The organism is uncultured Sphingomonas sp., assembly GCF_964244265.1.
Taxonomy (GTDB): domain Bacteria; phylum Pseudomonadota; class Alphaproteobacteria; order Sphingomonadales; family Sphingomonadaceae; genus Sphingomonas.
Map to the genome: position 1 here is coordinate 44,196 of NZ_CAXTHV010000014.1, position 25,061 is coordinate 69,256.

The 25,061-nt window shown below is 67.4% G+C and carries 19 protein-coding genes; 6 read left to right on the forward strand and 13 right to left on the reverse strand.

Annotation, left to right across the window (positions count from 1 at the left end; translation table 11 throughout):
- Window positions 1-12: 12 nt before the first annotated feature.
- Window positions 13-1,464, forward strand: a complete 1,452-nt coding sequence (locus ACFE7K_RS07690; protein WP_375397594.1) for an ammonium transporter — start codon at window positions 13-15, stop codon at window positions 1,462-1,464.
- Between the two features lie 140 nt (window positions 1,465-1,604).
- Here the strand turns inward: ACFE7K_RS07690 and ACFE7K_RS07695 are convergent, their stop codons facing one another.
- Together ACFE7K_RS07695 and ACFE7K_RS07700 are read right to left on the reverse strand one after the other, a co-directional pair.
- Window positions 1,605-3,152 (reverse strand): cryptochrome/photolyase family protein, encoded by a 1,548-nt coding sequence (locus ACFE7K_RS07695; RefSeq protein WP_375397595.1) that lies wholly within the window; start codon window positions 3,150-3,152, stop codon window positions 1,605-1,607.
- Window positions 3,153-3,174: 22 nt separating this feature from the next.
- The gene (locus ACFE7K_RS07700) at window positions 3,175-3,519 is read right to left on the reverse strand and encodes a DUF2945 domain-containing protein (protein WP_375397596.1); all 345 of its coding nucleotides are present in this window, start codon (window positions 3,517-3,519) and stop codon (window positions 3,175-3,177) included.
- Window positions 3,520-3,600: 81 nt separating this feature from the next.
- On the opposite strand from ACFE7K_RS07700, the gene ACFE7K_RS07705 reads away from it, so the two are divergent.
- The 3 genes from ACFE7K_RS07705 to ACFE7K_RS07715 all read left to right on the forward strand — a co-directional run bounded on the left by ACFE7K_RS07705 (window position 3,601) and on the right by ACFE7K_RS07715 (window position 8,232).
- Window positions 3,601-6,672 (forward strand): TRCF domain-containing protein, encoded by a 3,072-nt coding sequence (locus ACFE7K_RS07705; RefSeq protein WP_375397629.1) that lies wholly within the window; start codon window positions 3,601-3,603, stop codon window positions 6,670-6,672.
- A 178-nt stretch (window positions 6,673-6,850) separates the two neighbouring features.
- On the forward strand, window positions 6,851-7,582 hold the full coding sequence (locus ACFE7K_RS07710) for a CoA transferase subunit A (protein ID WP_375397597.1): 732 nt from the start codon (window positions 6,851-6,853) through the stop codon (window positions 7,580-7,582).
- Window positions 7,582-8,232, forward strand: coding sequence for a 3-oxoacid CoA-transferase subunit B (locus tag ACFE7K_RS07715; protein ID WP_375397598.1), 651 nt, complete (start codon window positions 7,582-7,584; stop codon window positions 8,230-8,232). The genes ACFE7K_RS07710 and ACFE7K_RS07715 overlap by 1 nt, the downstream gene beginning before the upstream one ends.
- Before the next feature lie 30 nt (window positions 8,233-8,262).
- On the opposite strand, the gene ACFE7K_RS07720 is transcribed toward ACFE7K_RS07715, so the two are convergent.
- Complete coding sequence (locus ACFE7K_RS07720; protein ID WP_375397599.1) at window positions 8,263-8,805, reverse strand: MarR family winged helix-turn-helix transcriptional regulator; 543 nt, start codon at window positions 8,803-8,805, stop codon at window positions 8,263-8,265.
- Between ACFE7K_RS07720 and ACFE7K_RS07725 the strand changes: the two genes are divergently transcribed.
- Entirely contained in the window at window positions 8,782-9,321 is a 540-nt protein-coding gene (locus tag ACFE7K_RS07725) for a cytochrome b (protein WP_375397600.1), read from the forward strand. The genes ACFE7K_RS07720 and ACFE7K_RS07725 overlap by 24 nt on opposite strands.
- 28 nt (window positions 9,322-9,349) lie before the next feature.
- On the opposite strand, the gene ACFE7K_RS07730 is transcribed toward ACFE7K_RS07725, so the two are convergent.
- From ACFE7K_RS07730 to ACFE7K_RS07775, 10 genes are all read right to left on the reverse strand, one after another.
- Window positions 9,350-10,678: a lipopolysaccharide biosynthesis protein gene (locus ACFE7K_RS07730; RefSeq protein ID WP_375397601.1), complete on the reverse strand. Its 1,329-nt coding sequence runs from the start codon at window positions 10,676-10,678 to the stop codon at window positions 9,350-9,352.
- On the reverse strand, window positions 10,675-11,835 hold the full coding sequence (locus ACFE7K_RS07735) for a glycosyltransferase family A protein (RefSeq protein WP_375397602.1): 1,161 nt from the start codon (window positions 11,833-11,835) through the stop codon (window positions 10,675-10,677). Before ACFE7K_RS07735 ends, ACFE7K_RS07730 begins: the two co-directional genes overlap by 4 nt.
- Window positions 11,828-13,075, reverse strand: coding sequence for a glycosyltransferase (locus ACFE7K_RS07740; protein ID WP_375397603.1), 1,248 nt, complete (start codon window positions 13,073-13,075; stop codon window positions 11,828-11,830). The genes ACFE7K_RS07735 and ACFE7K_RS07740 overlap by 8 nt, the downstream gene beginning before the upstream one ends.
- Complete coding sequence (locus ACFE7K_RS07745) at window positions 13,045-14,970, reverse strand: WecB/TagA/CpsF family glycosyltransferase (protein WP_375397604.1); 1,926 nt, start codon at window positions 14,968-14,970, stop codon at window positions 13,045-13,047. The genes ACFE7K_RS07740 and ACFE7K_RS07745 overlap by 31 nt, the downstream gene beginning before the upstream one ends.
- Window positions 14,963-16,237, reverse strand: coding sequence for an AAA family ATPase (locus tag ACFE7K_RS07750; protein WP_375397605.1), 1,275 nt, complete (start codon window positions 16,235-16,237; stop codon window positions 14,963-14,965). The genes ACFE7K_RS07745 and ACFE7K_RS07750 overlap by 8 nt, the downstream gene beginning before the upstream one ends.
- A gap of 183 nt (window positions 16,238-16,420) precedes the next feature.
- A complete protein-coding gene (locus ACFE7K_RS07755; protein ID WP_375397606.1) occupies window positions 16,421-17,701 on the reverse strand; it encodes a polysaccharide biosynthesis protein GumE in 1,281 nt (426 codons plus the stop codon).
- Between the two features lie 25 nt (window positions 17,702-17,726).
- Window positions 17,727-18,431 carry a hypothetical protein gene (locus ACFE7K_RS07760; RefSeq protein ID WP_375397607.1) on the reverse strand — a complete coding sequence of 235 codons (705 nt, stop codon included), beginning with the start codon at window positions 18,429-18,431 and terminating at the stop codon, window positions 17,727-17,729.
- A complete protein-coding gene (locus tag ACFE7K_RS07765; protein WP_375397608.1) occupies window positions 18,431-19,807 on the reverse strand; it encodes a hypothetical protein in 1,377 nt (458 codons plus the stop codon). The genes ACFE7K_RS07760 and ACFE7K_RS07765 overlap by 1 nt, the downstream gene beginning before the upstream one ends.
- 25 nt (window positions 19,808-19,832) lie before the next feature.
- A complete protein-coding gene (locus ACFE7K_RS07770) occupies window positions 19,833-20,969 on the reverse strand; it encodes a glycoside hydrolase family 5 protein (RefSeq protein ID WP_375397609.1) in 1,137 nt (378 codons plus the stop codon).
- Window positions 20,954-23,437 carry a DegT/DnrJ/EryC1/StrS family aminotransferase gene (locus ACFE7K_RS07775; protein WP_375397610.1) on the reverse strand — a complete coding sequence of 828 codons (2,484 nt, stop codon included), beginning with the start codon at window positions 23,435-23,437 and terminating at the stop codon, window positions 20,954-20,956. Before ACFE7K_RS07775 ends, ACFE7K_RS07770 begins: the two co-directional genes overlap by 16 nt.
- Before the next feature lie 227 nt (window positions 23,438-23,664).
- Here ACFE7K_RS07775 and ACFE7K_RS07780 point away from each other — a divergent pair, with 227 nt between their 5' ends.
- Window positions 23,665-25,056 carry a VOC family protein gene (locus ACFE7K_RS07780; protein WP_375397611.1) on the forward strand — a complete coding sequence of 464 codons (1,392 nt, stop codon included), beginning with the start codon at window positions 23,665-23,667 and terminating at the stop codon, window positions 25,054-25,056.
- The last annotated feature ends 5 nt before the right edge of the window (window positions 25,057-25,061 follow it).

Consider the following 25,061-nt stretch of genomic DNA (forward strand, 5'->3'; position numbering starts at 1 on the left):
ACAGGGGGTGACATGAAGCAATCGATGAAGATCACGGCGCTGGCGGGATTTGGCGCTATCGCGCTGTTCGCTGCCCTGCCGGCCTGGGCGCAGGGTGCCGCGGCACCGGCCTCGGCGATCCCGGCGCCGACCGTTGACAAAGGCGATACCGCCTGGATGCTGGTGTCGTCGCTATTGGTGCTGATGATGTCGGTGCCGGGGCTGGCGCTGTTCTATGGCGGCCTGGTCCGCACCAAGAACATGCTCAGCGTGCTGACCCAGGTGCTGATGATCACCTGCATGGTAGCCGTGCTGTGGGTGACCTATGGCTATTCGGAGGCGTTTACCGGGGGCAACGCCTTCTTCGGCGGGTTCGGCAAGGCGTTCCTCATGGGCGTCGATGCCAACAGCCAGGCGGCGACCTTCTCGAACGGCGTCTACATCCCCGAATATGTCTATATCTGCTTTCAGATGACCTTCGCCTGCATCACCCCCGCCTTGTTCGTCGGATCGGTCGCGGAGCGGGTTAAGTTCTCGCCGCTTATGCTGTTCACCGCCCTGTGGGTGACCTTCGTGTATTTTCCGATCGCACACATGGTATGGTATTGGGGGGGGCCGGACGCCATCGCCAAGGCGGCCCTGGCCGGCGCCGACGCGCTGACCGCGCAGAATGCCGATGCGGGCTGGCTGTTCCAGAAGGGTGCGCTCGACTTTGCCGGCGGCACCGTGGTGCATATCAATGCAGGCATTACCGGCCTCGTCCTGTGCCTGCTGCTCGGCAAGCGCATCGGGTTTCCCAAGGAGGCGATGCCGCCGCATTCCCTGACCATGACGATGATCGGCGCCAGCTTGCTGTGGGTCGGCTGGTTCGGATTCAACGCGGGGTCGAACCTCGAAGCGAACGGCGTGACCGCGGTGGCATTCATCAACACCTTCGTCGCCACCGCCGCCGCCGGATTGTCGTGGCTGCTGGTCGAACAGATCGTGCGCGGCAAGCCATCGCTGCTCGGCGCCGCCACGGGGGTCGTCGCGGGGCTGGTCGCGGTCACGCCGGCGTCGGGCTATGCCGGGCCGATGGGCTCGGTCGTGCTCGGGCTGATCGTGTCGCCGATCTGCTTCTTCTTCGTCAGTTGGGTGAAATCGAAGTTCAACTATGACGACTCGCTCGACGTATTCGGCGTGCACTGCATCGGCGGCATCACCGGTGCTATCATGACCGGCATCCTCGTCGATCCCAAGCTCGGCGGCCAGGGAATCGCCGATTATGCGACCAAGCCGGGGGCTCTCGTTGCGGGAACCTACGACATGGCCACCCAGCTGTGGATTCAATGCCAGGGCGTGATCGTGACGCTGGCTTGGTCCTCGATCGGTGCCACCGTTCTCTTCCTCCTGATCGACAAGACCTGGGGCATGCGCGCCACCGAGGATGTCGAGCAGGAAGGCCTCGACATCGCCGAACATGGCGAACGCGCTTATCATTATTGACGGGATTGGGGGGCGACACACCCGTTCCCCACATGATGTTCCTCCTGCGGACAACCTGGCCGGTGGCGAAAGTCACCGGCCATTTTTTGTCGATCGATCATGAGGACGGCTCATGTACCCAGCCATTTTCTCAGCGCCCGTCAGGTCCTCGCCCAGTCCTTGGCCGCCGGTTCAAGTGTTTCCAGGAAGCTGCCGGCAGACGATCGGTAGGTGCGCTTTTGCTCGTCCGTCATCCGATCCCAGTTGCGATAGACCGGCGACAGGCGGTGATTGCCGCGCAGGGTTCGTTCGTGCCGGGCAAGAAAATCCCAGTAGAGCGCATTGAACGGACAAGCGTCCGGGCCAGTCTTCAGTTTCACGTCGTAACGGCACTCGCCGCAATAGGTAGACATGCGATTGATGTAGGCGCCGCCCGAGACATAGGGTTTCGACCCCAATCTCCCGCCGTCGGCGAATTGCGACATGCCGATGACGTTCGGCAGCTCGACCCATTCGTACGCATCGGCATAGACAATCAGAAACCAGTCCGAAACCGCCTGCGGCAATACCCCTGCGAGTAGCGCAAAGTTGCCAAGCACCATCAATCGCTCGATATGATGGGCGTAAGCGAGGTCGCGCGTCGAGTGAATCGCTTGACGCAGGCAAAGCATGTCGGTCTCGCCCGTCCAGTAGAATTCGGGCAAAGGCCGCTCATGGCGCAACGCGTTGGCGTTGGCGAAATCGGGCATTTCCAGCCAATATACGCCACGCATATATTCGCGCCAACCCAGGATCTGGCGAATAAAGCCTTCGGCCGAATTCAGCGGTATGTCGCCCGCCGCATGGGCCTCCGCGACGGCATCACACACCGTGCGGGCGTCGAGCAACCCGCAATTGAGCGCGGGCGACAGCCAGGAATGGAAGAGAAACCGTTCATCCGTCACCATCGCGTCCTGCCAGTTTCCGAAGTCAGGCAGCGCGGCGCGGACGAAATGGTCGAGCGCCTGTCTCGCCTCACCGGCGGTGACCGGCAGGTGAAAATTATCGAGCGATCCGAAATGATCGGCGAAGCGATGCTCGACCAGCACCAGCACCTCGCTGGTGACCGCATCGGGGGAGAACCGCATCGGTTGAGGATAATCGACGCCCTTCCGGGGCGGCATGCGATTTTGTTTGTCCAGGTTCCAGACGCCGCCCACCGGCTCCGCACCGTCCATCAGGAGGCCGGTCCGGCCGCGCATCAGGCGATAGAAAGGCTCCATGACCAGATCGTGCCGGCTCTGCGCCCAGGTCTGAAAGTCGAGGATGGAGCAGAAGAACCGGTCGTCGACCAGGATCTCGACCGGCAGTCCTGACGCCTCTGCCCATCCCTCGATCATCTTCTGGACCCGCCACTCGCCTGCTTCGACGATGCGGACACGATCGACCTGGTGGCGACCAATCGCGCGTTGGACCTCGCCTGTGAAGCTACCCGTGTTGCCGGTCTGGTCCAGCCGCACATAGTCGACAGTCCAGCCGTCCGCCTCCAGCTCGGCGGCGAAATGGCGCATGGCCGACAGGATCAGCGCGATCTTGACCTTGTGGTGTTTGACGTAGGTGGTCTCGTCGACCACCTCCATCATCAGGATCACCGCATTGTCCTTGTACACATCGCGCAGCGAAGCGAGGCCGTGGCTGCATTGGTCGCCCAGAACGGGGATCAGGATCATTTCGCTGGCGCGGTGTCGGACCTCACCCCTTCCGGAGCGCGTCGGGCTTGTGCGCGGCCTGCTTTCCCTCGTCGGTTTCAACAATGAATTGCGGTTCATCGCTGGAGGCGGCGGCCTTGTGGCCCTTGATGGTAGTGGGGGTGGTGATCTTCTTGACCACTTTGCCATGCGCGGTGCCGCCATGGCTGCGCCATGTGACCTCGTCGCCTGCTTTCAGCTCCTTCGTCATCACGCCCTCCTGTCGATTCCTGTCTTCAACCCGCCGGGTGCAACAAGAGTTGCCGCAATCCTCGTAGTTCACCGCGATCGAGCCCCGGTCGAGCGAAGCGCTTACACGCTCGATCCCGACGCAGCCTTTGACCGCCATCGACGTTGCCCCCTTTTTCGGGGAGAAATCATGCCAGACCAGATCAATGTGACACGCGTCGCGACGCGCATTGCCGAAACCATGAATGCGGGCAACATCGTCTACGTCGCTACCGATGAGCGGGAGGCCGAAGGACTGGCCGCCGCGGCGCGGGCGATCGCCAACGGTGCGGTGGTCCACGTTCCCTCCAGCGATGCCCTGCCGGGCGATGACACACCCGCCAGTCCCGCCAATGCCGGCCATCGCGTCGGCGCGTTGCGACGCCTGCATATGCTGACGCACGCAAAGTCACGACAGCCAGTTGCCCTCATTGCGAGTGCCGAGGCGATAGCACGGATCTATCCCCCATCCGAAGCGTTCTCCTCGGCCCAGCCCCTTCTGTCGCCGAATGACGTGATCGACGTCACCGCTCTTTCCGATAGACTGCTTGAGGCCGGATATTTTGTGGACGAGCGCGTCGACGAGCCGGGGGAAATCGCGGTGCGTGGCGAGGTGATCGACCTGTTCCCCGCCGATGCCGAACTGCCTGTCCGGATCGAGATCGCCGAAGGCAGGATCTCGTCTATTCGCGCCTATGATCCCGTCAGCCAGCGCAGCGTGACCGATCTCGATCAAGTCGAGATCGGTCCTGCCGCCGAGCCCCCGATCGGAGCGGGAGTGTCGCTGCTGGCACATCTCGCCCCCGCCCGCATCGTTTTCGGCGCCCAGACGGACGCGCGGCGTGAGCGCTTCGTGTCGCTGGCGGCCGAGGCATCCCGCGCGAGTGGGCGAGCCTCGTCCGCGGTGTCCGACGATGACTGGGACAGGGCATTGGTCGGATGGGAAATACTCGACTGGAGTTGCGACGATGTCGAGCCCATGCCGCGCTTCGTCGAACGCAGGGCGCCGTGGGCGGCGTTCCTGCGCTTGGTGCGCCCCGCGCTCGCCGAAGGGATGCGGCTGGTCATGGCGGGGGGCGAACGCGATCTGCGCTTCATCCGCCGCCGACTGACCAGGGACCTTGGCGAGCCTGTCGCGCTGTCTACCTGGACAGAGGCGCAGATGCTTGCGAAAGGCGCAGTGGCGACCCTGTCCATGCCCGCCCTTGCGGGCTTCCGCCTCCCGGACGTCCTACTGGTCGCCGCCGCCGATCTGCTGGGGAGCCGCGCGGTCCAGGACCAGGGCGACGCAACCCGTCCCGGCGACATTCTCGGCGACATGGTGGACCTGCGCATCGCCGACATCGTCGTGCATGAAGATCACGGCATCGCCAAGGTGATAGGACTTGAATCCATGCCGGCAGGCGCCGGCGGCGATGCCATCGTCCTGGAATTTGCCGCCGAGGCACGCCGCCTGATCCCCGTCGAGGCCGCCGACCGGTTGTGGCGATACGGCGCCGACGCCGATGCAGTGGCGCTGGACAAGCTCGATGGAAGCAGCTGGGAGAAGCGGCGTAGCGCCATTGATGCGGCCGTGGCCGAAAGCGCCAAGGCACTCGCGACCAAGGCAACCGCCCGCGCAAGCTTGACCGCGCGCGCCTTCGTGCCCGACCTGGCCCGTTATGAGCGGTTCGCCGCGGGCTTCCCCTTTACGGAGACGAGCGATCAGGCGCGCGCCATCATGGCGGTGCGGGATGATCTGGCCTCCGGCAAGCCGATGGACAGGTTGGTGGTCGGTGACGTCGGCTATGGCAAGACCGAGGTGGCGTTGCGTGCGGCGGCGATGGTAGCGCTGGCCGGCGGCCAAGTCGTGGTCGCCGCCCCGACGACCGTCCTCGTCCGCCAGCACCTTGAAAGCTTTCGCCGCCGTTTCGATGGCAGCGACATAAACGTCGCCGGCCTCTCGCGATTCTCGAGTGCGGCGGAAAAGAAGGCAGTCAGGGCGGGCCTGGCGGAAGGTTCGATCCAGATCGTCGTCGGCACGGGCGCGGTTGCCGGCAAAAACGTGACCTATCGGGCACTGGGGCTGGTCGTGATCGACGAGGAGCAGCGCTTCGGCGCGATCGACAAGGCCCGGCTGCGGCAAGGCGACGGCACGCACGTGCTGACGCTCAGCGCCACGCCGATCCCCCGCACCTTGCAAACCGCGCTGGTCGGCTTGCAGCAATTGTCGGTCATCGCCACCCCGCCGGCGCGCCGGCAACCGGTCCGCACCACCCTGGGCACCTTCGACCCAGTGCGGATCCGTATCGCGCTGATGCGCGAAAAGGCGCGTGGCGGTCAGAGCTTCGTCGTCGCGCCGCACGTCGAGGAACTGGCCGGCCTCGCCGACGTGATCGGGCGGCTCGCGCCCGAGCTTCGCCTCGTCCAGGCACATGGCAAGATGGCGGCGGCCGACCTGGACACTGCAATGGTACAGTTTGCCGGGGGAGACGGCGACGTGCTGCTGGCAACCAACATCATCGAGGCGGGGCTGGACGTGCCCCGCGCCAACACGATGGTCGTCGTTCATGCGGACCGGTTCGGCCTGGCGCAACTCCACCAGCTGCGGGGACGCGTCGGTCGAGGCAGTCGGCGCGGACAGGTGCTCCTCACGACCGACGCGGGAAGCCAGATCGCCGAGCATACGCTTCAGCGTCTTCGCACGCTGCAAGCGTTCGATCGCCTGGGTGCCGGCTTTGCCATCAGCGGGCGCGATCTCGACATGCGCGGCGCCGGCGATCTCATCGGCGACGTGCAGGCGGGACACATGAAGATGATCGGCGTGGCGCTCTACCAGCACCTGCTTGAGGGCGCGCTGCGTCAGGCGCGCGGGGAAACGGTCGACCGCTGGTTGCCGGAACTCAACCTTGGAGCCACGGGCTGCCTGCCGGCGCATTGGATACCCGAACCCGAGATCCGCATTGCGCTGTACGCCCGGCTCGCGCGAATGGAGGACAGCGTCGCAACCGATGCTTTGGAGGAGGAAATGGCGGATCGCTTCGGGCCGCTGCCGCGGGAGGCGGAAGTGCTGATGGCGGTCACCCGCCTGCGATGCCTGGCGCGGGATGCCGGGATTGCGCGGATCGATGCGGGGCCGGCCGCGGTCGCCCTGACTCCTCGGAACGGCTTTAAGACCGACGTCCACGAGCTTGGGCTGGAAGCCCGGGGCGGGCGGCTGATCCTGTCGGAAAGGATCGAGGAGGAAAACAGCCGCCTGGATCGCATCCGCGAAATACTGGAAGCCTTGAACTAGATTCGAACTCAATCTCTCTTTGCGGACAAGGTAGAGACGATCATGACGGTCTTGCTTTTCCCATGCTTGACGCGATCAACCATTCATGGCTGACGAACCCCATCATCGTTACTGTGCTCCGGGACATCGATGGGCGCTCTAGTCAGAACAGGGGCAAGCAGGTCATGGAGGGCGGGAAGTGAAGCCGGTATACCACGAGGCCGAGGAGGCGCTGCGCGACATCCTCGCCGACGACATGACGCTGATGGTCGGGGGCTTTGGCCTTTGCGGCATTCCCGAGGCACTTATCGACGCAATGGCGGTGCTGGGGGTCAAGGGACTGACCTGCATCTCGAACAATGCCGGCATCGATGGCGTCGGCCTGGGCAAGCTGCTGCGCTCTCGCCAGATCAAGAAGATGATCAGTTCCTATGTGGGCGAGAATAAAGAATTTGAACGCCAGTTCCTTGCCGGCGAGCTCCAGCTTGAATTCTGCCCGCAAGGCAGTCTTGCCGAGCGATGCCGGGCGGGCGGGGCCGGTATTCCCGCCTTCTTCACCCGCACCGGCGTCGGCACCGTCGTCGCCGATGGCAAGGAAGTGCGGGAATTTGGGGGCGAGGAATATGTGATGGAGACGGCGCTCGTCGCCGACATCTCGCTGATAAAGGGCTGGAAGGCGGACGAAGCGGGCAATCTCGTCTTTCACCGCACGGCGCGCAACTTCAATCAGCCCATGGCGACCGCGGGGAAAATCTGCGTCGCCGAGATCGAGGAGATCGTGCCCGTCGGCACTTTCGATCCCGACCAGATCCATCTGCCCGGAATCTACGTCCAGCGGCTGCTGCTCAACCCGCAGCCGGACAAGAAGATCGAGTTTCGCACCACCCGCCAGCGCGGCGTCGCGCTGGCCGCTACGGGAAGTGAAGTCTGATGGCTCAAGACACCAAAGGGTGGGACCGCAACCAGATGGCAGCGCGCGCCGCCCAGGAACTGCGCGACGGCTATTATGTCAACCTCGGCATCGGCATTCCCACGCTGGTCGCCAACAACATCCCCGACGGGATGACGGTGACGCTCCAGTCGGAGAACGGGATGCTTGGCATCGGCCCGTTCCCCTATGAGGACGAGGTCGACCCCGACCTCATCAACGCGGGCAAGCAGACGATCAGCGCGCTGCCGTCGTCGAGCTTCTTCTCGTCGGCCGACAGCTTCGCGATGATCCGCGGCGGGCATATCGACCTGACAATCCTGGGCGCGATGGAGGTCTCGGAAAAGGGCGACCTCGCCAATTGGATGATCCCGGGCAAGGTGGTGAAGGGCATGGGTGGCGCAATGGACCTCGTTGCCGGAGTGCGGCGTATCGTGGTGACAATGGACCACGTCTCGAAGAACGGTGAACCCAAGATCAGGCGCGAATGCAGCCTGCCGCTGACCGGCAAGGGCGTCGTCGACATGATCATTACCGACCTGTGCGTGCTGGAGCGACCCGGCAAAGGCGAACCGTTCCGGCTGGTCGAACTGGCCCCTCTCGTTACGCAGGACGAGGTCCTGGCCAAGACCGAGGCCCGGATCACGGTCTGAGGGTCTGGCCTGCGGCAATCCTCGGAATGCCTATGGCTTGCCCCGCTCGGCCAGCGCCTCCTCGACCGCGCCGGCGACGTCGTGAAGCATCGCCGCGAATTTCTTGCGATCGGCCGCGGACAGAGGCGCAAGGGCGTCCTTGCTAAGGTCCTGGACAGCCTCTGCGATCGCCGCTGTTTTCTCGCGGGTTGCCGATGTCAGCACGAAATGCGCGCTACGCCGGTCGGCGGGGTGCGATCGGCGTTCGATAACACCGTCGCGCTCCATGCGGCCCAGCGTGGCGGCCATGGTCGGCTGCTCGATCCCCGCATGCTCGGTCAGTGCCTTTTGCGATAGCGGCTCGCACCGCAGAAGCGCGGTCAGTACCGGGAGGTAAGCCGACGACAGGCCGAATGGCGCTAGTCGCTCGTCCGCAAGCCGCCGCAACAATCGTGCAGCCCGGTTGACCGTTTCACCCAGCGACGGTTCATCAGTCATTTTATATAGCTGGCTATGTTTAACATAGTACGCTATGTATCTGTCTCGGTGTAAAACGACAAGGCTGCCGGCATGAAGATAAGGGGCGATGCCCACCGTTACGGGCAATTGGCAATTACGCTCCATTGGGCATCGGGGTTGGCGGTATTCGTGCTGCTGGCGCTCGGTTTGGCGGCGGCCAACACTGCCGATCCGGCACGGGCGGCAACATTGTTGCGTGTTCATGTGCCGCTTGGCGTGCTGGTGTTGGGGTTGACGCTGATGCGTATCGTCTGGCGATTTTTCGACGTGAGACCCGGCGATCCTTCCGGCCAGCCCCGGTGGCAAGCCCTGATCACCCATGTCACGCACGTGTTGCTCTACGCGATCCTGGTATTGATCGGCTTTAGCGGCATCGGCGTAATGGTGCTGTCCGATGCCGCGCCGATCCTGTTCTTCGGGTCAAATGCCGCATTGCCGCACTTCTTCGACTTCGCGCCGATGAAGGCCCATGCGTTCAGTGCCTTCGCGCTGATGGGCTTGCTTTGCCTCCATATCGGCGCGGCGCTCTATCACCAATCCTACCGGCGCGACGGTCTGCTCGCAAGGATGGACATCGACGCGTCACGATAGCCGTCAAGGGCCCGGGGACGCGTTGGTTTTACAGCAACCGAACGCCGAGCCGCCGCCAAGCGAGCAGCACGCCGGCAAGGGTGATAGCCAGTGCTTCCGTTGCGCTCACGCACGCGAACAGGATCAGCGATCCTTCATGGGCCACCAACAGCTTGGCCGCGAGAAAGACGATCAGGATGGCAAACCGCCAGCGCGCATAGGTGCCTTCTAGCCCGCACATCGACGCGACCTGACCATGAAGCCCGCCCAGCGCGGACAATAGCGGGCTGAGCGCCAGGATGGGCAGCAGCGCCGCATAGGGGACGAACTCGGGACGGAAGATCGCCATGATCTCGTCGCGAAATACGAACGCCGCCAGCGCCAACGCCGCGACGACCAGCGCAACGCTGCGCGACACCTGGCGCGACAGCCGGGCGATCTCTGCCCGGTCGCGCGTCGCCCAGGCGAGCGGCAGCCGCGGCGCGGCGGTCATGGAAGCGCCATAAGGCAGGATGTACAGAATCTGGATGGTCCGTTGCGCGGCATAGAAAGCGCCCAGCTGCGCCGCCGGGATATTGGCCGCGAGCCCGAGCACCAGGACATCGAGCTGTGTACCCGCCTGAACGATGAAGTTGAGGAGAAAGAACGCAACGGCCCCTCCCTGCTCACCCGCACCCTCCGCGCCTCCTCCCGGCGCGCGCCACCAGACGCGGGCGATTGCCGCAAGCGATAATACCACGGCGGCCACAATCCCGACCAGATACCAGCCCGCAAGCGTGGCCGCACCGACCCGGCGGCCCGCCAGGAGCAGCCCGGCGGCCGCCAGGAACAAGACAAGCTTCCAGACGATCTCCCGCCGGAACACCGGGCCCAGCACATGGCCGCCGCCCCGCTGGATCGCAAAGAACAGCTCGGCACTACCGCTTCCCACTACCAGCAGCCCGGTCAGGACAATCAGCTGAAGGTCCGGCCGGTCGAACGACGCCGCGCCATAGACCATGGCCAACAACGCGAAAACCGCGAGGCCGACGGTGACGATCCGCGCGCTGCGCAGGATCGCGGGGCGATAACCGACCAGACCATCGGCCTGGATCACCGGCAGCCGGCGCAGCAGCAACGTCTCCTGACCCATCGTGGCGACCGCGCCGAACAATGCGGTCGCCGCCATCACCAGCGCGAAATCGCTGAACGCATGAAGGCTTTCGGTCACGCGCGCGGCGAGCGCCAGGATGCCGTATCCCAGCCCCGCGCTGATCACGCGCAGGATCAGGGCCGCCCATTGCTCGATCTGCTCGGGATGCATCAGCTTGGCGAGGAGCCGGTCGGCGGCGCTTTGCAGCGGAACGGAAGGGGCGGCGTCCGCCGGCGGCGGGCTCATGCGGTAGCCCTGCCCCGCGCCAGCCCGGTAAAAGCAGCGCGGCGGGCGCGAACGCACGCGACATGGTGGCGCATCACGGCCTGGATGGCAGCACGCTCAATAGCGCGATCGCGGCGGGGCAGCCGTTCCTGGGCCGAGGGCCAACGCCACGGCCAGCGCCGCATCGCATGGACGGCACTCTTGAGGAACGGCCGCAACGCCGCGCCCAAGGTCGGACTTGCGATCGAGATCATCGCGACCAGCCGGTGCACGCTTACCGGCGATCGTCGGTAATGCGTCGAACGGAAGATGCGCCGCGCCAATGCCAGGTCACCGGCATTGGCCGCGTCGAGGACGGCGGCGGGGCCTAGGCGGTTTAGATAAATGCGCCGGGCGTTTTCGGCTTCGGGGGGCAATCGGAGCTGTTCGACGGCAACAAACATCAGCGGATGCGCCTGATTGCGATGCGTCCAGCGCATCATCGAATCGCGATTGATGCGGTAGGCGGAGACATAGGCGTCGACCAGCACGAACTCGCGGTCGGGCGCCGCGAGCGCCAGCCGGATGCCGAAATCCGAATCGGCGGCAAGCCCGACCTCGCTTTCCGGCCGATAGCCGACCGACCGCGCCAGCGCGGCGTCAACCAGGAAGCAATCGTTGGGAATCTGTTGCAGGAGGCCGACCGTCTCGCTCGGCCGCTGGACCGCGGTCGGCTTGCGCGCGCGGTGATAGCGGCGGTTGACCGCCAGCGTCTCGCCGATCGCGACGGCGCCGTCCTCGTGGATCACGACCTGCTTGCCGAACACGCAGACCGGGTCGGCAAACGCGCGCCATTCCTCGTCCAGCCGGTCGAGCCCGCCGGGCAGCAGCAGGTCGTCGTCATGGAGGATGACCAGCCGCCGTCCGCGCGCCATCGCGAACAGCGCGTTGACGTTGCCCGACTGCCCCTTGCCCGGGCGGTTGCGGCGATAGGCCAGGCTGATCCCGGGCGGGGGTTCGATCGCGGCGACCATCTCCCCCACCGCGTCATCGGCCGAATCGTCCGATACCAGGATCTCGATCGGACGATATTGCTGATCGAAGCAGCTTTGAATTGCCTCGAACAATTGTTCGGGCCGATTATAGGCCGGCACGACGATCGAGATCAGCGCCGGGATCAAGGCGTCGCCGTCAGCCAACATCTTCTCCCTGCCCGACCGCGATCCTGACCGCGGCGTCGAGCCGCGCGACATAGGCGGCGGCGCCATAGTCCCCGGCGCGTGCCAGCGCGCCCGCCGACAGCCGGTGGAGCGCGTCCGGATCGGTCACCAGCCGTTCGAGGATGACGGCAAGCCCGGCATCGTCCCCCGGCGTGAAGACATGGCCGCTGACCCCTTCGACGACATTTTCAGGCAGGCCGCCGGCCCGCGCGGCGACGACCGGAATACCGTAAGCGAGCGGTTCGACGCTGACCCGGCCATAGGGTTCGTCCCACGCCGATGGCACCACGACAAGGTCGACCTGCCGGTAGAAATCGGCGGGATCGGTCCAGCCGAGAAAGGTCGTCCCGGGCGGGAACAGCGCGCGCAGCGTTGCGACCAGCGGTTCCGCCCCGCTGCCCGCGACGACCACCCGCGCCCGATCGCCGACCCGATCGATCAGCCGCCGGGTCGCGCGCGCGAGCGTGGCCAGGTCCTTTTCCACGCTGATGTTGCCGATATAGCCGATCGTCACCGGCGCTGCGGCACGCAGCGCGCGCGCCGGCGCGGCGGGCAGCGGGACAGGCAGCGGGATGGGCGTGGGGATGGTCAGCCGGCGCGCATCGACGAACACGCCGTGTTCACGATGACGATCGACCACGAAGCGACTTTCCCCCACCACCGTGCCGACATGCCGCGCAAAGCGTTCCTTGCCAAGCGACGCGATCCGGCAATCGGTGCAGCGCCTGGTGCAGCGCCTGCCGCCGCGAAACATCGTTCCGCGCCAGCAGAGCACGAAATAGCTGTGCGGAAAGTGAAGCACCGGAATGCCCAGCCGCCTGGCGGCGAGCCAGGTCGCGACGTTGACGTTCTCGATGCTGGCAGTGGCGACCAGATCGGGCGCGAACGCGCGCATCGCCGCGCGCATCCGCACATAAGCGCGCGGATTGCCGTTCTCCAGCATGTGCCACAACAAGCGCTGCCAGGCCGGACGGCGCGTCCAATAATCGGCATAGATGTTCGGCGAACCGATCGAGCGGACACGATAGCCCTCATGCTGTTCGTCGAGCGGCGTGTCGCTGGCGGTGATGACCTCCACCTCATGCCCCGCCGCCGCCAGCGCGCGCGCGATGGCCGCCGACGTGGCCGGGCCGCCACCCTTGCCGAACGGCGGATAGGCGGCGCACACAAGGAGGATGCGCATGGCGTTCAGCCGCTCGCGCGCCGGTTGGTCGCCCATTGCCAGAAGATACCGGCGAGGAAGCGCCCGTTGCCGACGACATAGCGCCGCGCCAGCCGACGCGGTTCCATCATCAGCCGGAAGGCCCATTCGAGTCCCAGCCGGCGGAACGGCAACGGCGCGCGCGGCACGACACGGGCGGTAAAATCGAGCAGGCCGCCGACGCACAGCACGGGCCGGTCGAGCCGGGCGACGTGCGTGGCGGCCCAGAATTCCTGCCGCGGCTGGCCCATGCCGACCAGCACCAGGTCGGCACGCGACGCGACGATGCGCTGGACCAGCGCCGGCTCCTCCTCCACCGCCAGGAAGCCGTGCTGCGTCCCGACGACGGCGATCTGCGGATAGCGGCGCTCAAATTCGGCGCCCGCCTTTGCAGCGACGCCGGGGGCGCTGCCGACCAGGAACAGCCTCGTGCCCGGCGGCAGCCGCTCGAGCAGATCCGGTATCAGATCGGTGCCGTTGAGGTTCGCCGGAAAGGCGCGGCCGTACAGCAGGCGCGCGGCGATCCCGACCCCGACCCCGTCATTATAGATGATCGCCTTCTTCAGGACCCCCGCCAGTGCGGGGTTGCGCGAGGCGAGGTTCACCGTATGGGCATTGCAGAAGGCGATCACCGTCGGCTCGCGCGCGGCAATGGCGTCCATGATGCGCGCGAGCGCCGTCTCGCGTCGGGCCACCTGGATGTCGACGCGACCGACATGGTGCACGCCGTCGCCCAACACCTTGCGATAGACCGATTCCACCTCGCGCGCGACGCTGCACCAGTCGAACGGCGCCAAGGCCCGGTCGAGTTCGTCCTGGCCCGGCCGGTCGGCGCGATAGCGGCGGAGGTCAGCCAGGAAAGCGGCGGGATCGGCGGGGGCGGCAAAATCGACCAGCGTGCCGAAGCCCAGCCGCATCCGCGTCCGGGCGAACGGGGGAATGTCGCTCAATACCGGATAGAGCCCGGCCGACGCCGCCTCCACGGCGGCAATGCCGAAGCCTTCATAGCTGGACGCGCACGCATAGACCGACGAGCGCTCGATGATCGCCGCAATGGTTTCGTCGGTCGGCGACGGATAGATCTCCACGCTGGACGACAGGCCCAGCCGATCGACGGCCAGTCGCACCATGTCCGCGTCGACACCCGACGGGCGGCCGGCAATGACCAGGCTCCAGGACGGATCGTGGCGGTGGAGCGCGGCGAACCACGCCACCAGCCGGTCGAGCCCCTTGTTCGGGGCGAGGCGACCGAAATAGACGATGCGGTTCTGATCCGCCGCCGCCAGCCCGCGAAAGCGCGTCAGGTCGACGCCGTTTTCGACCAGCACCGCCTTGCTGCCGGCGAGCCGCGCAAATGCCTGTTGATCCTGCGCGCTCGACGCCAGCACGGCGCGCATCGCGAGCAGCGAGCAGCGAGTAACGGTATGAAAGAACATACGCTTGGCGCGCGGCGCGAAATCCGAGTGGAAGAAGCCGCCATGGGTCGACAGCACCAGCGGCTTGCGATGGATGATGCGGGTGGCGGCGAGGCAATCGACGAACGAATCGACGCCGTGGATGTGGACGATATCGGCGGCGCCCAGTCGCGCCACCGCGCCGGGCGCCAGCGGATAACGTTGCGGCCCCTTCCAGGGTAGGCGCACCACGCGGACGCCGTCGATCATCTCCTCGGCGGCAAGCCGGCGGCCGTCGCCATGGAAGACGCGGTCGAGCGTCAGCACCTCGACGCGATGACCCGCCGCGCGCTGCTGGCGCGCCAACAGCGCGACATAGGTCTCCAGCCCGCCGATCGCCGGCATATATTGCCGCACGACATGAAGCACATGGAGCGGCCGCCCGCCGTCCGCCGGACGGACATGGGCGATGCGGGTCGGCTCGGGGGCGAGCGACAGGGGTTCGGGCAGGCTAGCCAAGGGTCACCGGCAGTTGCGCGGTCGCATCGGCGATGGCCGGCGAGGCGGCCCAGCCGCGATCGAGCGGCTCGTCGGGCAATTTGAGCACGGCGAGCAGGAACTGGGGCGCGGTGGTGTCGCGAAACGCCGGCCGCGCCTCGTCGCTGCCGTGCACCAGCGCCGGAGCGAGCATCGGCCCCAGCGCCGCGCGCGACGCCGCGCCGCTCATGCGCGATTCGGTGCCGTCGTCGCGCGCGACCTGGGTCACGGCGGCCGCCAGCATCGCCCGCGTCGTCGCCGGCATTTCGGCAAGCCGGTCGAACAGCGCGCTGTCCTCGCGGTTCAGCCCCGCCCAGCGGCGATAGGCGGCGCGCAGGCCCGCGACCACGTCGCGGCGTCCGACCGTCTGCGCCCCGTCGGCCAGCGCCACGGCGCCGGCATGATAGGCGAACAGCCGCGCGTGATAGGGCGATCCGCTGGCGATTTCGACGATCAGCGCGGTAGCGTCCGGCGCGAATGCGAGACCCGCCCGTTCGCCACCCGAGATCAGCAGCTGCTCGACCTCACGGTCAGGGATCGGGCCGATACTGACCGCCGTCACGTGGCGACGAAGCGACGGGTGGCAATCGACCAGCCCCTCGACACTCTGGGCGATGCCGACCACCAGCAATTGCACTGGCGACAGGGTGTCGGACAGGAGCTTCATCAGCGTCGCGACCTGATCCTGCACCTCGCGGCTGGTCACGCGGTCGAATTCGTCCAGGATGAAGATGATCGGCCGGGATTCGAGGCGGCTGAGCAGGGAGACGACCGCCTGGGGACCGAAGACCTTGCCCATTTCGGCCAGCTCGGCGCGATAGGCGGCGTCGGAACCGACCGGCAGATTGGCCGGCGGGACGGTGCGCAGGAACGGGCGGATCAGCTCGACGAAGCTCGCCTTGCCCTCGGACGCGGCATAGATCAGCACCACCCCCCGACGATCGGCGTGATGCGCGAATACCCGGACCAGCGAGGTCTTGCCGGCGCCGCGCGGACCGTAGACGATGGCGTGCTGGCGCTGGTGCAGCAGCGCCTCGAACAACGCATCCAGTTCCAGCGCGCGTCCCCTAAGATCGCGACGAAAGCGGATCGGGTGGGAGGGATTGAAGGCGTCGACCAGCGCCGCGCGCCGCTCTGCCGGGAGGACGTCGGCGGCATCCGGCAGGGCCGCGATGGGTCCGGCGGCAGCGTCCACAGGCTCCGGCTGAAGGATGTTCGAGGCGGGACGACCGTCGAGCCACCGCCACAATCGACGGCCACGCGTCAAGGCTCGATACACGTCAGTCCCCTCAGGATCACGTGTCGAGCATTGCGGCCAATCGGCCGAAGTACTACCAAATATTTAACGGTAAATCGCGCGATCCTGCAACGCGTGTCCATCTTTGGGACAAATCAATTGTCCAATAAAACAAGTAATCTTCAATGTTAACGTCTATGATGTGGCGGCGGGCAGCTTTTTAACCATGTTTGATTGAAAAAACTGGCCGTACATGGCCCACATCAGCGCCGACGTCTTGATCGACAGAATGGCGTACGTGATCGGCAGGCACAGCGCGATGAACAGCCCGACGCCGTGCTTCATTGTCCGCGCGCCGGGGTCCTGGCCCGAGCGCGACAGCATCAGCATCAGCCAGAGGAAGCTCGCCATCGGCGCCGACTGGGTCTCCACGACATACACCCAGCCGGCATCGACCGCCGCCTTGCCGAGGCCGCCGACGCCCATCAACTGGGCCGGCGTCAGCGACACGAGCAACGTGACGCCGCCGTGGAAGCGCCCGGTCAGCGTGTCGCCCGACGCCGGCAGCGCGCCGACGCTGTCCAGCGCGAGCAGCAGCACGAAGATCAGCGGTACGTAGAGCACGGCAAGGCGGGCGTCGAGCCGGCGGGCGACGGGCAGCCAGACGGCGAGGAACAGGCACACGCCGAGCGCCAGCCGCCCGTCGCAGACGAACAGCGTCCAGACGATGCTGGCGGCAAACAGCATACGGGCGCGGACGGACAGCCGGTCCCAATAGGCGCCGAGCAGGATCGCGATCACCACCGACCAATTGCCCAGCGACACCGGCTCCAGAAACAGCGAGGAACCGCGATGAAAGCCGGTCCAGGCAAGCAGCATGCGCCCGCCGCCCCGCTCCGAACTGACGAACAGGTCGCCGCCCGCCCAGAACTCCTCCTTGCTGAAGCCGCGGGTCGAGACGTAATAATCGAGGATGCGGAACACCGCGCCGAACGTGCCGGGGCTGACCAGCTCCCACGCGCCGACCGCCACCACCGCCAGTTGCAGCCAGCCCGCCGTGCGCAGCAGCGAACGCTCGCTCAACTGCGTCCCCAGGCAGATGAAGCCGGGGATCAGCAGCGCGTCGCCAAGGTCCTTGGCAACGACCTCGCCCCGCATCACGCACAGGGCGATGAACGCCAGCGTGGCCACCCAGGCGAGCAGCAGCCAGCGGATCGGCAGCGGCCGGCTGGCCAGCCCGCAGGCAAAGGCGCCGAGGACGAGAACCGCCTGGACCCCCGCGACGATGCCGCCGCCGAGCGGTCGGACATGGCCGTTGACGATCGCCAGCGCCGGGTTGAAGAACAATGTCAGCGCCAGCAGCACCACCGCGACCCCCGGCACGAACCGGCGCGGCCCCCGCGCCGCCATCGGGGTCGCCGCGGCGGGCCGATCGAGGATCGGGTCCGACGGATCGGGCGAGAGGATCAGCGCCATGGCCCGCTACGCGACGAGGCGCCGGTCAATGAACGCAGACGATGCCGATCAGCGGTGTCTTCCGCTCGGCGAGCGCCGCCGCTGCGGCCTGCAACCGGCGGGTCGACGACACGTCGCGGCGGACGACCAAGACCGCCCCGTCAAACCCCTCGCTGGTTCCCGCGACAATGCCGGGATCGCCCTGGCTCAGCACGAGGATCGACTGGAACCGATCGGCCAGCGTGCGCAGCTTGCCGAACAGTCGCGCGCCGTCGATGAACGATTCCTCGCCGTCCACCCGCGGCCCGGGCGACAGCAGCAGCAGGCGCGGCTGTCCGGTCGGCTGGAGCGCATCGCCGGCCAGCCGCGCGGGCATCAGCGTCGTCAGCCCCATCGCGTTGCCGCAGCCGAACAGCGGATGCAGCATCGGACGGCTGAGGCAGGCGTCGACCAGCAGCGCCTGATAGCCGGCGCGCGCGGTGGTGACCGCCAGCGCGGCGGCGATCAGCGCGGTCTCGTCGGGCGCGTCGATCCCGGCGATCGCGACCAGCCGGGCCGGCGTGCCGTCGGGGCGACGGATGCCGGCCAGCTGCAGCCGCAACTGGCCGATCGGACCCGCCAGCGGACCCGCCGGGTCGAGCGCCGCCGCTAGCAGCGGGTGGACGCCCGCCTCCCGCGCGGCGAGCCGGGTGCCCCCAGGCGGGGCGACGATGACATCGTCGTCATCGTCGGGCAGGCTGCGCAGCCGCATCACGCCGCCGTCCGCATGTCGCCCGCGGGCAGCAGGCCGGACACCCGCAGCGGCAGCGCCGTCAGCACCGGCGCCGCGACCAGCTCGGCAAGCGTCGCGCTGGTCCGCACGCGCGGATCAAGCCATTCGAGCATGACCGCCGCCGTGACGCCCACCGCCAGGCCCAGGATCAGCCCCAGCACCACGCGCATCACCAGCAGCGTACGGCCGGCCGCCGCCGGAACCTTGGCCATGTCGAGCTGGCGGACGTTCGAGCGCGGCGCCTCGGACTGGAGACGCATCGCCGTCAACCGCGCGTGCACCGCGTCATAGGCGGCGCTGGCCGATTGCACGTCGCGCTGGAGCAGGTCGAACTGCGCGCGATCGGGTTGCAACGCCAGGATCCGCGCGCGCTGCGCCGCCACCAGCCGCCGCAGGTCGGCCGCGCGCCGATCGGCCCCGCTGCTCTCGATCCGCTGCGACTTGGCGACGTCGCCCTGGATCGCCGCAACCTCCTCGCGCAGGCGCGTCAGCGTCGCCTGGGCGGCGATCATTTCGGGATGATTGGGGCCCAGGCGCTTGCCGAGTTCGGCGACCTTCGCCGCTTGCTGGGCCAGCGCGGTACGCAGATCCTGCAGCGTCTTGTTGCCCTGAGCGCCGGCGGCGGCGGTGCCGTCACTCGCCGCACGCGCATTCGATTCCGCCCGGGCGCCCTCGGCCAGCGCCAATTGCCCGGTCAGCGCCTGGAGCTCCTCACCCTCGGCATCGAACGACTGACCGGCGACCAGGCCGTGCGCCCGCTGGAACGCGACCAATGTCGCCTGCGCTTTCTCCAGAGCGGCGCGCGCCTCGGCGATCCGCGCCGCATACCAGTCGGCATAGGTCCGCGCGGGATCGGTCGCGATCCGGCGTTGCACCACGATATAGGCCCGTGCCGCGGCATTGGCGAGCGTGGCCGCCCCGGTCGGATCGGGCGCGGTTACCTGAAACCGCAGCAAGTTGGAGCCATGATCGTGATCGACCACCAGTTGCGCGCCGAGATTCTGCATCGTCCACTCGACGAAGGACACGCGGCCACGCGTCGCCCGCCGCCAGCGCATGCGGAGCGAGGTGTCGGCCCCAACCGCCGGATCACGCGCCACCCGGTCCAGGACCCGCGCGCTCCTGGCGAGATCGGCTTGCGCGCCGAGCAGCTGGTCCATGTCGATTGCGGGCGTGTCCTTGCCGCCGGTATCGGCCTCGACCGGCCGCTGATCGATCATCACCGTGGCCGTGGCGACGCTGACCCTTGGCACCGCCAGCGCAAACGCCAGCGCCGCGGCACCGAACGCCAGCGCGATCAGAAGCTCCAGCCGCCAACGCAGCATGATGGCCCTTGCCAGGTCTCTGGCCGACATGTCCCGAACCCTCCCTTGGGCAAAGCTATCCGCCGGCATCCGCCGGCTGTCCAGTAGCGTTCGGGCCGGTGTCCCTGTCCCGTATCAGGCCAGTCTTCGTGGCGTCGGTTCGCACATGCCGGCGCAACACCAGGAGCTGCGGCTTGCTTCGTCCTCCTCCGTCCGGCTGCAGGCTGAACGGATTGTCGCCCCACCAGGCACCGCCCGCCCAGGCGGTCCAGCCGATCCAGGCACGCGAATGGCGTTCGAGATGATCGAGCATCCCCTCCAAGCTATCGAGGCAGTCGCGGCCCGGGCCGCTCCCGAACTCGCCCAGGAAGCCGCGCGCGCCCTGCGCTTCCAGCCAGGCGGTCGCGGCGCGGAGGCGGTCGACCGCCTCCTTGCGACCGACGCATTCGGGGTTGGTGCCCGAGGAGTCGCGATCGAGATATTGATGAAGCTCGAAGGCGAACCGGTTTCCCGGATCGCGAAAGCCGGCCATGGCGGCGGCATTGGATTGCGCGCCGCCGGTCGTCCAGCTGTGCGCGCCCGACCAGTTGGTGCCGGGAACCAGGATCAGGTTGCGCGCACCCGTGCGGCGAATCGCCAGAACGCTTGCTTCGGCGATGCGGCGCCAGGCGGCGGCGGACACATCGACAGGCTCGTTCATCAACCCGAATACGAGGCGCGGATTGCCCCGACAGCGCCGCGCCAGCTGTCCCCAGAGATTGGCGAGCATCGCCGCCGAGCGGTCGTCGTCGGTCAGCCGGACGCCCTGGAACCGTGCGTAATTGTGGATATCGAGCACGATCCAGCGAAACCCGGCCAGCGCCGCCAGGGCCGCGTCGACATGCGCCATCTCCTCAGGGTCGAGCAGCGCGAGCGGCGCGCGCTGGATATTTTCCCAGCGTATTGGAACGCGCGCAATATTCATGCCGGCCGCCAGGAAAGGCGCCGCCGCCGCGCCGTCGGGATATACGTAATCGCGGTTCACCACCAACGGCCGTCCCTCGCCGCCGAACTCGCCGCCGGCCAGGTTGACGCCCGTCATCGCCAGGCGACGCACGGGGATCTGCGCATCATTGTCGGCCGCCGAGAGCATCGGACCGCGCGGTCCGGCAAGAAGCAGCGCCACGGCGGCGACCGCCAGCGCCCGCATGGCCACGCTCAGGCCGCGCGCCATGTCGCGCGGGCGGGCACGTCGGACAGCTGTTCGACGATGATCCGCCCCACTTCGTTCTGCCACAGCCACAGGCCGTTCGCCTGACCGCGAAAGCTCGGCTCGCCGCCCAACTGGCCGGACGGGCGGAACCCCGCCGCCAGTCCGATGCCGAACACATCGGGCAGCGGCACGCCCGCCGGATCGACCACGCGGCAACGATCGTCGACCATCGGCCCGCGCCGGGGCCCGTCGGAGCGCAAGCGTAATGTCCGTCCCTGGGCATCGATCAGGCGCAATGCCTGGGGGTGATAGCCGAACGCCGCGACAACCAGATCCGCCGCCGCCAGGACGGCGCCCGCGGCCGGATCATCGGGCCCGTCCAGGCGATGCAGGACCAGCCGCGGGTCACTGGCTCGCCGGCCGATGCCAAGCGCATGCAGCGCAAGTTCGCGCGCCTCCAGCCGCAGGCCGCCCAGCCGGTGGACGAAGCCCGACAACGGGCACACGTCGTCGGGCGTGAAAGCCGAATATCCGTCCGCGCGAGCGGCATCGACGGACGGATAGAAGATCTTGAGCGGCCGGCGATGCAGGATCGTCACCCGCTCGATCGACGCGGCACCGCGCAACAGGCGGGCAGCGACCGAAACCGCACTGGTCGACCCGCCGACGATGGCGATCCGCGCGGGTCGATTGCCGGGCAGTCCCGCCAGCAGCGCGTCGATGCCCGACGAGCGCAGCACCGCATCCGACTGGACCAGCCGGTCGCCGCACTGATCGAGCAGCGAGCGGCCGCCGACGATCTCCTCGGCCAGCCGCACCGCGGGCTGGATACCGCCCGTTGCGAGGACGAGATGGCGCGAGGCGAGCTCGATCATCTCGCCGTCGCACCGCCGCCTGAGGCAGCTGTACCACAGGCCGTCCTCCCCGCGGCGGGCGGCGATCGCCTCGTGCCCGGCCAGCACCTCGCCACCCGACGCGGTGATGCGGCGGGCGAGCGTCGCGCCGAGCTGGTCGAGATAGGCGCCGACCTTGGCCAGGGGCACGCCCAGCGCGCCGCGATGTTCGGCGATCGCGCGGCCGACCGGCTGGTCGACCAGCGACAAGGCTGCCGGCAGCGCGGCATCCGCGGTCAGGAAGGTCTCGGCCGTGCTGTCCGAGGTGATCGCATAATCGCCGATCTGGCCGCCGCCGATCCGTTCTTCCCGATCGACCAGCGCGATGCCCGCACGCGTCAGCGCGTCGAGCTGCCCGATCTTGCTGGCGGCACAGAGCAGCGCGGTTCCCGCCGGGCCCCCGCCGATCACGACCACATTGAGCGGGCCGGCCTTCGCGGCGCCATCGCGCACCTGCGCCACGATCGGGAGCGAGCGGCAGATCGCGGCCAGCGTGCCGGCGACGCGGTCGACATCGGCAATGGTCATGACATCGGCGATCGGCAGCGCGAGCATCCGCGCCGCGATATTGTCGGTGACCGGCAGGAGCCCGGACACGGCATGTTCGCGGAACCAGGGCTGCTCGCCCAGATGCGGGCTGAAATAGGTGCCCGCGCCGATCCCCTCGTCGGCCAGCCGCGCGATGATCGTATCGCGATGCACGGCCAGCGCGGTCGCCAGCAGCACCGGCATGAACTGCCGCGTCTGGCGGTGGCCGCGCGTCTTCTGAAAGGTGAAGGACGGCAGCTGCCGGCGGTAACGCTGTTCGAGCCGTTCGCGATGCCGGGCGACCGATTCGATCTCGCGAAGCTTGGCTGTGGCGAGGAGCGCGGGGATTTCGGCAAGCTTGGCGTTCAGGCCGGGAAGCTCGGCCGAACGCCCGTTGACGAAGCCGAAATTGGTCATCGCCCGCAGCGCGTCGATCGTCGCTGCGTCGCCGCAGTGGATCAGCCCGCCCTCGGAGGTGGCGAACGTCTTGGTCGCGTGCATCGAATAGACCATTGGAAAGGAACAGCCGGCACCGAATCCGCGTCCCTCGTCGTCGAGCGAACCGAGCGACGACGCCGCGTCGACCACCACCGCGACATCATGCCGCCGCGAGATCCAGGCGTAGCGATCGAGGTCGATCGGGTTGCCGAAGGTCGCATAGGGTATGATCGCGCCGATCTGGGGACCGTATTCGGCCAGCATCCGCTCTTCGACCCGGGCGTCGATCGCCCAATCGTCGGGGTCGCAATCGGCCAGCAGGGGGGTCAACCCCGCCCAGTCGGCGGCATGGGCGGTCGCGGCAAAGGTGAAGGCCGGCATCAGCGCCAGCCGGCGACCGCGCGGACGATCGAGCATCGCGTGGCGCAGCGCGATCATCAAGCCGAGCGTCGCATTGGCGACCGCCAGACAATGGCCCTGGCCGCCGAACAGCTGGTCGGTAACCTCCGCCTCGAAGCCGCGGGCGACCGGACCGCCATTGCTGTATACGCCCGAGGCCTCGATTGCCTCGAGCTCGGTGGTCAGCGTGCTCAGCCGCGGCGGGCTGGGCCGGATAAGCGGCAAGTCCATATATGCCCCCCGGCAGCGATGTCGAAGTGCCGACAACAGGGCCGGCGGTGCCCCAAGTCAAGCACGGCGCCGGTCCCGCGACGGCACAAACGCCGCGCCCAGCTTCATACGCACGAGGGGCGAAGCCAGGGGGAAGGAACCGTCGAAATTACCGGGACGACGCGTTATGTTCGTGGAGCTTCGGCCTGGCGGACCAGCGCGGATTTTACGGGATCAGGGTGATTATCATGGCGTTCGTTCCTCCCGAGGAGATCCGGGACGCGTTCTCCGATGCGCTGTCGGACATGTACCGAAAAGAGGTGCCGTTATACGGCACGCTCGTCGACATCGTGGCAAAGGTCGACGCGCGCGTGGCCGGTGCCCCGGGAAAAGAGGGCGATGTTGGCCAGGCGGATGGAGCGCGCGCGCGTCGCGAACGGCACGGCGCGATCCGCGTCGGCACCGCAGCGGAACTGTCGATCATCAGCAGGATCTTCGCGGTCATGGGCATGCGGCCGGTCGGCTATTACGATCTCGCCCCCGCCGGCGTGCCCGTCCATGCGACTGCCTTCCGGCCGATCGAACGCCGATCGCTCGACCGGCACCCCTTCCGCGTCTTCACGTCCTTGCTCCGCCTCGACCTGATCGAGGACGAGGAACTGCGCATGCTGGCGGCAGGGATAGTGTCGCGCCGCAAGATCGTGAGCGATGACGCGCTGGCGCTGGTCGACCGGTGCGGCAACCAGGGGGGACTCGACGCGTCGCAAGCAGGACGGTTCGTTGCCGAAGTCCTGGAGACCTTTCGCTGGCATCAGGACGCCTGCATCGATGAAGCGACCTATCACCGGCTCCTCCAGGCGCATCGCCTGGTCGCCGACGTGGTGTCCTTTCAGGGACCGCACATCAATCATCTCACGCCGGGGACGCTCGACATCGATGCCGTCCAGCGGGAAATGCGCGCCGCCGGTATCGAGATGAAGGCCGAGGTGGAAGGTCCGCCGCCGCGCGCCGCACCCATCCTGCTGCGCCAGACAAGCTTCAAGGCAATCGAGGAACCGGTCCGGTTTCCGGCAAGCGGCTCGGAAACGGCCGGCACCCACGCCGCGCGCTTTGGCGAAATCGAGCAGCGGGGGGTTGCGCTGACCCGCACGGGGCGCGCGCTCTATGACGCGCTGCTGGCCGAAGCGCGGTCGGAAAGCGCCTCCGGCATCCCTTACGGAGAGCGGCTTGCCGCCGCATTCACCCGTTTCCCGGACGATCACGCGACCCTGCGCCGCGAGAAACTGGCCTTCTACCGCTACGCACCGACCCAGGCGGGGATCGTGGCGGCGAGCAAGGGCCCCGGTCATAACGACGTGGCGGCGCTGGTCGATGCCGGGTGGTTGTCGGCTGAGCCGATCCTCTATGAGGACTTCCTGCCGGTCAGCGCGGCGGGTATCTTCCAATCGAACCTGGGCGATGCCGAACCGCGCAATGTCGTTGGTCGGTCATCGCAAGCCCTGTTCGAAGCGGAACTGGGCATGGCCGTACTTGACCCGTTCGACCTGTACGCGGCCATTCAGGGGGAGTCGATCGACGCCGCCCTTGCCTCACTCGGCGTGGCCGACGGCTGTCGCGCCGACGCCACGATCGAACGGTGACGGCC